A 9,003-nucleotide genomic window follows, 5' to 3' on the forward strand; every position below is an offset into this window, starting at 1 on the left:
TCGGCTATTCCCACGAACCGGCGCGCGCCTGCGCCCAGAGCGCGAAGCGGTTCCAGTTGTCGACGGTCCAGTCCATGACGTCCGCGCCGCGGTTGGAGGCCAGCAGCACGACGATCACCGCGACGAGCGCGGCGAGCACCACCAGCGCGACGGCGATCCCGGACACCCGGCTCCGGTACAGCGTGGCGACCGCCTTCGCGTCCACCAGCTTGGTCCCGACCTTGAGCCGGGTGAGGAACGTGGCCGGGTTGCTGTGCCGGCGCCCGCGATCGAAGAAGTCGTCGAGCGAGGCCGGAGCGCCGGCCACGACGATCAGCGCCGCACCGTGATGGTCGGCCAGCAGCAGCGCCAGATCGGCGGCCGAACCCGACGAGGGAAAGGTCGTCGCGCCGATGCCGAGATCCTGGATGCGCTCGAGTCCCTTCGCGTGGCCGTCGGTGTCGGCGGGCAGGATCACCTCGGCGCCGCATTTCATGGTCGCCGAGGTGATCTCATCCGGGTCGCCGACGATGACATCGGGGCGGTAACCCCGCCTTCTGAGCGTGTCCGCACCACGGCCGACGCCGATCAGGATGGGGGCGTATTCCTTGATGAACGGCTTGATCCGCTGCAGGTCCTCGGCGTGGTCCGGGCCGTCGGCGACGACCACCACATGCCGCTGCTTCATCACCAGGTCCAGTTCCGGCACCCCGAAACCATCGATGAGCAGCGCGTTCTCCGTGCGGATGAACTCGATGGTGTTGCCCGCGAACGCCTCCAGGTGATCGGCCAGACCGTTGCGCGCCTCGATCATCCGCTCCGCGATGGCGGACTCGGTGAGCTCGATGCCCTCGACGAGGACCTCCGGCTCCTTCTTGATCAGCTTGCCGGAGTAGACGACACCCCCGTCGATCCGGACCCGCACGCCATCCTTGATCTTGCTGAAGGCATCCGAACTCACCGTGTCCAGGAGCAGGATTCCGCTGGCCACCAGCGCTTCCGGACCTAGATTGGGATAGCGGCCCGAAATGGAGGGCGAGGTGTTGATCACCGCGCCCACACGGGCCTCGACCAACCGGTCGGCGGTCATCCGGTCGAGGTCCATCTCGTCGAGCACGACGATGTCACCCGGGCCGACGCGCCCGAGCAGTCGCCGGGTGTTGCGATCCACCCGGGCCGTCCCGGTCAGACCCGGCAGTGTTTCGGTGTTCCTCGACAACAGCGCCAGCATTTTCATGCGCCGATGATGGCGGCAAACCCTCAACCATTGGTGGAGGCGCGCCGAGGTAGCGAATGAGCAGCTACCGATGGCACCAGCCCCGGTTGTGACGCGAACTACATGATCACCGAGCGGCGGACGAAGTACCTATATGCTGCCCGTCACAGGTAACTCGAAGAGGAGAACCATGGCCAGCACCACCGTCGACGCCGTCATTCCCGCCCCACGCGAGGTCGTGTACCGGCTCTTCGCCGACCGCGAGAGCATCAGTCCCTATCTGCCGGTCCAGATCAAGCTGACCAAGCCCGGCCTGACCGAACGCGAAGGCGTCGGAGCGCAGCACCTGATCGGCGTCGGCCCGGTCGGCGTCACCGAGGAGATCACCGAGCTGGTGCCCGGTGAGCGGATGGAGTACAAGGTCGTCAAGGGCGCGCCGGTGAAGCGGCACGTCGGCATCGTCACCTTCGCCGACGCCGACAACGGCACCTTGGTCTCCTACACGATGGAATCCGACCCCAAGCTTCCCGTCCCCGCCAAGGTCGTCGAACTCGGACTGAAGAACCTGATCGGCGTGTTCATGAACGGCGCGCGGAAAGCGGTGCGCTGATCGTCAGCGCGTCACCGCGGTGGCGCCCGCTTTCTCCGCGCGGGCCGTCGCCAGCAGTTCCTCCGCGTGCGCCCGGCCGGTCTCGGTGTCGTCGAGACCGGCCAGCATGCGGGCCAGCTCGATGACCCGCTCGTCATTGGTCAGCGCGCGGACGCCGCTGTTGACGGCGCCCTTCCCGTCGTCGGACTTGTCGACCACGAGATGGGTATCGGCGAACGCCGCGACCTGCGGGAGGTGAGTCACCACGATGACCTGGTGGGTGCGGGCCAGCCGGGCCAGCCTGCGACCGATCTCGACCGCGGCCCGGCCGCCGACACCCGCGTCGACCTCGTCGAACACCATCGTCGCGCCATGATCGGAGCTGGCCAGCACCACCTCGAGCGCCAGCATCACCCGGGACAGCTCACCACCGGACGCGCTCTTGCTCAACGGCAGCGACTGCGCGCCCGAATGCGCGGACAGACGGAACTCGACCTCATCGATGCCCGCGGGACCGGCATGCAACTCCTGCCCGTCGACGGTGAGCGGCGCCGCGTCCTGCGGTCCGGCCGGCAATGGCCGCACGTCGACCTCGAGACGCGCTTTGCCCATCGCGAGACCACCCAGCTCGGCGCTCACCGCCGCCGCCAGCTTGCCCGCGGCTTTGCTCCGCGTCGCGCTCAGCTTCTTCGCCGTCTCCCGCACCCGCTCGGCGGCGGTATCCACCTCGGCGGCCAGCTTGGCCAGCGCTTCCTCGGAGACGTCGAGTGAGCCCAGCCGCGCGCGTGCTTCCTGCGCCCAGGCCAGCACGCCGTCGATGTCGGGTGCGTACTTGCGGGTCAGCGTCTTCAGCTCGGCCTGCCGGGTGAGCAGCGAATCCAGCGCGCCCGGATCGGAAGGCAGATCCGAGAGATAACCGCTCAGCTCGGTGGTCACGTCCACCACCACCGCGATGGCGTCGGCCAGGCGCGGTGCGAGAGCGACCAGCGCGGGGTCGTCGGCCGCTTCGATGCGGGCGCGTGCGGCGCCGAGCGATTCCAGTGCGCCGGAGCCGTCTTCAGGCGTATCGGCCGGTCCGGCCAGCGCGTCGTGCGCGGTCGCCGCCGCCTCGCGCAACGAGTCCAGATCGCTGAGCCTGCGGACCTCGTCGACGATGCGCACGTCCTCGCCGGGTTCGGGTGCGATGCTGTCGATTTCGTTCAGCGAGTGCGCGAGCCGTTCGGCTTCGAGCGCCAATTCCCTGCTGCGCGCGGTGCGTTCGAGCAGTTCGGCGCGCGCGTCGAGCCACGATCGGCGCTGCGCCTGGTACTTCCGCAGCAGCGGGCCCACCGCGTCGGCGGCGAACTGGTCCAGCGCGGACAGCTGCTGGTCCGGGCGCTGCAACCGCAGCTGGTCGTTCTGGCCGTGCACGGTCAGCAGGGGCGCGGTGAAATCGGCCAGCACCGAGGCGGGCACGCCGCGTCCGCCCAGATGCGCACGGGAACGCCCGTCACTGCCCACCGTCCGGATCGCGATGATGCTGCCGTCGTCGTCCTGCTCGGCCGCGGCCGCTTCCAGCACCTGGGCGACTTCGGCCCGGGCGGCGTCGTTGACGTCCTCGACGGTGAACCGGCCCTCCACCACGGCCCGGGACGCGCCGAGCCGGACCCGGCCCGCGTCCGCGCGGGCGCCGCTGAGCAGGTGCAGGCTGGTCACCACCATGGTCTTGCCCGCGCCGGTCTCACCGGTCAGGCAGGTCAGTCCGGCATGGAACTGCGCGGTCGCCGTGGAAATGACGCCAAGGCCGTCAATCCTGATCTCTGTCAGCACGTGTGCTCTCCGTTCGCCGTCGGCCACGCCAGCCCGTCACGGGCAATTGGAACTTGCGCACCATCCGGTCGGCGAACGGTGCGGAGTCCAGCCGCACCCAGCGCACCGGTTCGGCGCCGCGAACCGCCTCCACTCGGCCCCCGCTGGGCAGTGCGAGCGTGCGCCTGCCGTCCAGGAAAACTATCGCATCGTGTCCGGTGGCCACCGATTCGACCGCGATCCGCGAATCCGGGCTGGTCACCAGCGGCCGCGCGAACAGGGCGTGGGCGTTGCTCGGGATCACCAGCAACGCTTCGAGTTCCGGCCACACCACCGGGCCGCCCGCGGAGAAAGCATAGGCGGTCGATCCGGTCGGCGTGGAGATCAGAATGCCGTCGCAGCCGAATGCCGACACCGGCCTGCCGTCGACTTCGAGCACCACTTCCAATACGCCCATGCGCGAGGCATTCTCGATGCTCGCCTCGTTCAGTGCCCAGCCGCTCTCGACCACTTCGTCGTCGACCCGGACGGTGAGGTCGATGGTCATCCGGTGCTCGATGGTGTAATCACGCCGCACCACCTGGGCGAGCGCTTCGTCCAGGTGCTCGGCCTCGGCCTCGGTCAGAAATCCGATGCGCCCCAAGTTGATCCCGAGCACCGGCACCGCAGCCGGACGCGCCAGCTCGGCGGCGCGCAGGAAGGTTCCGTCGCCGCCCAGCACGAGCACCATCTCGCAGCCGACCGCCGCTTCCGGGCCGTGCGCGACCACGCGCACCGGATAGCCGCCCGGCTCGGCCTCGAATCGGGTGCTGTCCGCCTCGTCGGCGAGCACTCGCAGGCAGATGCCCGCATCCGCGAAGATCTTCGCCACCCGGTGGGCGGTCTCGATGATTTCCGCCCGCCCCGGGTGGGACACCAGCAAGATCTCCCGGCCGCATGGCTGGGCCGGCGCGTTCACTGTGGACCCTCCTCAACCGCACGCTCGACCAGCGTCGCCACCAGCTCGCGGTCGTACTCGAACTGCCCTTCGTTGCGCAGCCACAAGAAGTATTCGACATTGCCGGACGGGCCTGGCAGCGGGCTCGCCACAACGCCGGCGGTACGCAGGCCGAGGTCCGCGGCGGCCGCCGCGACCGCGCACACCGCTTCGGCACGCAGCGCGGGATCGCGGACGACGCCGCCGGAGCCGACGCGCTCCTTGCCGACCTCGAACTGTGGTTTCACCATCGGCAACAGGTCGGCGCCCGGCGCCGAGCAGGCCGCCAGCGCGGGCAGCACCAAGCCCAGCGAGATGAAAGACAAATCGCCCACCACCAGTTCGACCGTGCCGCCGATGATTTCGGGCGTCAGATTGCGCACGTTGGTGCGGTCGAGGACCCGCACCCGCTCGTCGTTGCGCAGACGCCAAACCAGCTGCCCGTAGCCGACGTCGACCGCGACCACTTCCCGCGCCGCCCGACTGAGCAGCACGTCGGTGAAACCACCGGTCGACGCGCCCGCGTCCAGGCAGCGCTTGCCCGCGACGGACAATCCGTCCGGCTCGAACCGTTCCAGCGCGCCGAGCAGCTTGTGTGCCCCGCGTGAGGCCCAGGAGACTTCGTCCGGCTGCTCGCGCACCACCAGCGGCGTGCCCGCCTCGACGGCGGTCGCCGCCTTCATCGCGACCGTTCCGGATATCAGGACGCGGCCCGCACCGATCAGCTCGACCGCGTGCTCTCGCGATCGCGCCAATCCGCGGCGAACCAGTTCCGCGTCCACCCGCGTGCGTCTGGCCACCTCAGATCTTGTCCACCGTGGCCAGCGCCTGTACGAGCACGTCATGCGCCTGCTCCAGAATGCGAGCGCGCCGGGTGATATCGACACCGGCTTCGGCGCTGTCGGCGGCGGGCGCCGCCCCGCTCCAGCCGGGTCGCTCCAGCTCGGCGAGCAGACTGTCCACCTCGCCGCGGATCCGCTCCGGGTCGGCCGGCTCCGGGCGTCCTTGCGCACCCGGATGCTGACCGGGCAACGGGACCCCGGGCCGGGGACCATGCCCACCAGCGGGCGTTCCGGGAACGTTCGGACGGGGCGTAGGAGTAGTCATCGTGGCGTCAACGCTATCGGATTTCCGAACCGCACGCGCGGACCGTCACAGCTCGTCCCGGGTTACGCCGAAGGACCTCGCCGAGGTCGGTATCGGGCTCCGGGTCGACAGGTGCGTGGTTGAGAGCCTCGAGGGAGTCGCAGACGTAGGTGGGTATCCGTTCGTCCGGTGCTTCACGCAGCTCGTCCAGGGTGCTGACGCCGGTCAGCACCAGCAGCGCGTCGAGGCCGACGCGGTTGGCGCCTTCGATGTCGGTGTCCAGCCGATCGCCGACCACCAGTGCGCTGCGCGAGTCCGCCCGGACCAGCGCGTCCTCCAGTAGGGGCGGGTACGGCTTGCCCGCCACGACCGGCTCCCGCTCGGACGCGGCCCGCAGCGCGGCGACCATCGCACCGTTGCCCGGCGCGAGGCCACGTTCGTTCGGCAAAGTCTTGTCGGTGTTCGCCGCGACCCACAAGGCGTCCGCGCGCAACGCGTATGCGGCCTCGGCAAGGTCCGGCCATGCGGTATGGGGTGAATGGCCTTGTACCACCGCGGCCGGCGCGGCGCCGTTGAAACGCCGGATCGAGCGCAGCCCGACCGCGTCCACCTCGGCGGCCAAGTCGTCGGTGCCGACGACCAGCACCTGTGCACCGGGGTCGAGTCGCTCGGCCAGCAACCGGGCGGCCGCTTGGGCGCTGGTCACCACATCATCGGCGGACGCGGGAAAGCCGAGATCAGCCAGATGCGCGGCCACGACCGCCGGTCCCCGGCTGGCATTGTTCGTGACGTACACCAGCCGCTGGGCCGCGTCCCCGTCGGCGGTCAAAGCCTCCGGCGCGCCCTCGATCACCTCGTGTCCGCGATACAGCGTGCCGTCCAGATCCAGCAGCAGGGCTCGGTAGCGATCCCGTAGTCGCTTCACACCACTCTCACTCCGTGTCACCGATCGGCGCCGTGCCGACTCGCATACCGCCGGGCTCTCCGGCAGCACAGCCGCTCGGCGAGTCCGAGACAATCGAAGATTACGCCAGACGGCTGACCGGAATGGCGTGGCGTCGGCCACTCGCCAAGACAGGATCCGTACCGCCACATAGCACTTGCAACGCCGTGGTTTTCGCGCACCAAGGGGTTCGACTCCTCAACCGGCGTCTCCGTCCCGCCGCCGCCAACGCGCAACCGCAGCCGAACTCGAGACTTTTGCGTCCCGTCATATCGTTTGCGCTGGCCCGCTCGGTCCGTTCGGCGGCGACCGTCCGCACTACTTCTGCCAGCAGCGCAGGATCGCACGCCGGAGTCGACACGCACCTTTCCGACCTCGCGATGGGGCTTCAGCAGCTACAGCAGAGTCGCCCTCAGGCCGCTTGCTCCTTCGCGCGGGCGGAAGAGTTTCCGCTGGGTATCCGGATCCTCGGAGTGGCCTGCCCGCACTATCCGCACGCGTCAACCAACGCTCGGGCGAGATCGAGCGCTATGGGATTCGGTCAGAGGTCGATGTCGCCGGTGAGTTCGGCGGCGCGTTCTTCGGCGTCGGTTTCGCCGTCCAGGTCGGCCGATGCGGCGTTGAGGAACCAGGTGAGGCCCTCATCCGTCCGGCCCGCCGCGACCAGCGCGTCGGCGTAGGCGTAGAAGAGGCGGGCCGCGGCCGAGCCGGTGCGGGACGGGTCGAGGTCCGACGTCTGCAAAGTGACGACCGCTTGGTCGTACTGGCCCAGGTCCATCCGTGCGCCCGCGACGACGATGCGCAGTTCGGTGGCCTCGTCTCCGCGCAGGGCACGTGCCTCGTCGCTGCGGCCGAGCTCGATCGCGCGCTCCGGTCGGCCGAGACCACGCTCGCAGTCGGCCATCACGGCCAGCAGGCCGGAACCACCGGACATCCGGCGTGCGGTCCGCAACTCCGACAAAGCCTCCGCCCACTCACCGGCGTGGTATGCCACGACCCCCGCGGTCTCGCGAACCACCGCGATCCGACCGGCACGCTGCCGGGCCGCCCGCGCGTGTGCGAGCGCCAAACCCGGGTCGTCATCGATGAGTCGTACCGCCATCACGAGATGGCGCGCGACCGTCTCCGCATTGCCTTTGTCCAGGCTGAGCAGGTCACGCCGGATGGCCGGGTCCAGATCGGTGGCCTGGAGGTCGTCCGGCAGGTCGGGTTCTTCCGGCCGCGGGGGACGCCGATCCGACGACCGGCCGCCGCCGACACGAGCGCCTTCGCCGCCACGACGACGTTCCTGCGACGCGTCGCCGCGCGGTGCCCGGTCGTCACGATCCGCCTCGCCACCGCGCGCGGCGGCATCACGATCCGTGCTCGGACGGCGCCGATCATCCGCATCACGATCCGTGCTCGAACGGCGCCGATCATCCGCGTCATCCCGGCGCCGGAAGCCCGAGTCGTCACGTCCCGCATCGCCGTACTCGCCAGAGGCACCACGGCGTCCGAACCCTCCACGTCCGCCGGTCTCGCCACGGCGGACATCGCCCCGGTCGCCGGTATCATCCCGCCGAGGGCGGTATCCACCACGGGCCTCGCCTCGATCGAAACCACCTCGCGGACCGGACTTTTCACCCGAGCGGAAGCCGCCACGGGGCTCATCGCGCCGGTCACCGGAATCGCTCCGGCCTTTGAAGCCGCCACGTTCTCCGGAGTCCTCGGAACGTTTGAAGCCGCCACGCTCTCCCGCACCGCCCCGGCCGGTGAAGCCGCCCCGCGAACCGGAATCGTCGCGGCGCTCGAAACCGCCTCGCCTCGGCCCATCGCCGCCGCGGCGGTAGCCGGACTCACCGGACTCCTGGCGTCGGAATCCACCGGACGAGCTGCCGCGCTGGTCGTTCCGCCGCTCACCCGCTTCACCCCGGCGGTCGAACCCGCCCGAAGTGTCGCGCCGCTGGAAACCACCACGCTCGGAGGAATCGTCGCGCCGACCGTAGCCGCCCGACTCTCCGCGTCGTGCGAAGCCGCCGCGCTCACCGGAATCGGCCCGGCGTTTGAATCCACCGCCCCGTCGGCTCGCATCACCGCCCTCGCCTCGCCGGCCGGACCCGGAGTCGGGAGCGCCACGCCGGAAGGGCTTCCGATCGTCGTTTTGTTCCGGCACGGTGCTCCCTTTCTGGATTTCGCGAAAAATCTGTTCGGACCCACAAATTCAATCACGTATCCGCGGTGGGACGCGGGCACGGCAATTTCGCCCGAGCACTATCCGGTGCTCAAACGCAGATAGGGGACCCAGATTCTGGGTCCCCTATCGTGAAGGATGTTCCGGCGGTGTCCTACTCTCCCACACCCTGTCGAGTGCAGTACCATCGGCGCTGGCAGGCTTAGCTTCCGGGTTCGGAATGGGACCGGGCGTTTCCCTGCCGCTATGGCCGCCG

General features: G+C 69.6%; 7 protein-coding genes, 1 rRNA gene and 1 pseudogene. 1 reads left to right on the forward strand and 8 read right to left on the reverse strand.

The window, feature by feature from the left end:
* Positions 1–4 precede the first annotated feature (4 nt).
* Positions 5–1,216 (reverse strand): putative cytokinetic ring protein SteA, encoded by a 1,212-nt coding sequence (gene steA / locus IU459_RS33385; protein ID WP_195133579.1) that lies wholly within the window; start codon positions 1,214–1,216, stop codon positions 5–7.
* A gap of 169 nt (positions 1,217–1,385) precedes the next feature.
* On the opposite strand from steA, the gene IU459_RS33390 reads away from it, so the two are divergent.
* Complete coding sequence (locus tag IU459_RS33390; protein WP_195133580.1) at positions 1,386–1,805, forward strand: SRPBCC family protein; 420 nt, start codon at positions 1,386–1,388, stop codon at positions 1,803–1,805.
* A 3-nt stretch (positions 1,806–1,808) separates the two neighbouring features.
* On the opposite strand, the gene recN is transcribed toward IU459_RS33390, so the two are convergent.
* The 7 genes and pseudogenes from recN to rrf form a co-directional block, all read right to left on the reverse strand.
* On the reverse strand, positions 1,809–3,593 hold the full coding sequence (gene recN, locus IU459_RS33395) for a DNA repair protein RecN (protein ID WP_195133581.1): 1,785 nt from the start codon (positions 3,591–3,593) through the stop codon (positions 1,809–1,811).
* On the reverse strand, positions 3,571–4,530 hold the full coding sequence (locus IU459_RS33400) for an NAD kinase (protein ID WP_195133582.1): 960 nt from the start codon (positions 4,528–4,530) through the stop codon (positions 3,571–3,573). Before IU459_RS33400 ends, recN begins: the two co-directional genes overlap by 23 nt.
* Positions 4,527–5,348: a TlyA family RNA methyltransferase gene (locus IU459_RS33405; protein WP_195133583.1), complete on the reverse strand. Its 822-nt coding sequence runs from the start codon at positions 5,346–5,348 to the stop codon at positions 4,527–4,529. Before IU459_RS33405 ends, IU459_RS33400 begins: the two co-directional genes overlap by 4 nt.
* A gap of 1 nt (position 5,349) precedes the next feature.
* Complete coding sequence (locus IU459_RS33410; protein ID WP_195133584.1) at positions 5,350–5,655, reverse strand: hypothetical protein; 306 nt, start codon at positions 5,653–5,655, stop codon at positions 5,350–5,352.
* A gap of 13 nt (positions 5,656–5,668) precedes the next feature.
* Positions 5,669–6,559, reverse strand: a complete 891-nt coding sequence (locus tag IU459_RS33415; protein WP_195133585.1) for an HAD-IIA family hydrolase — start codon at positions 6,557–6,559, stop codon at positions 5,669–5,671.
* A 559-nt stretch (positions 6,560–7,118) separates the two neighbouring features.
* A pseudogene (locus IU459_RS33420) lies at positions 7,119–8,264 on the reverse strand (tetratricopeptide repeat protein); the annotation flags it as partial.
* Between the two features lie 624 nt (positions 8,265–8,888).
* Positions 8,889–9,003 (reverse strand): 5S ribosomal RNA (gene rrf, locus IU459_RS33425); the annotation flags it as partial.

Origin of the sequence: Nocardia amamiensis, from assembly GCF_015477605.1 — a bacterium.
Lineage (GTDB): Bacteria > Actinomycetota > Actinomycetes > Mycobacteriales > Mycobacteriaceae > Nocardia > Nocardia amamiensis_A.

Bases quoted from the DNA above. Each gene is read 5' to 3' on its own strand.
- IU459_RS33410 (WP_195133584.1), bottom strand. From the start codon at position 5,655: ATGACTACTCCTACGCCCCGTCCGAACGTTCCCGGAACGCCCGCTGGT.
- IU459_RS33390 (WP_195133580.1), top strand. From the start codon at position 1,386: ATGGCCAGCACCACCGTCGACGCCGTCATTCCCGCCCCACGCGAGGTC.
- steA (WP_195133579.1), bottom strand. From the start codon at position 1,216: ATGAAAATGCTGGCGCTGTTGTCGAGGAACACCGAAACACTGCCGGGT.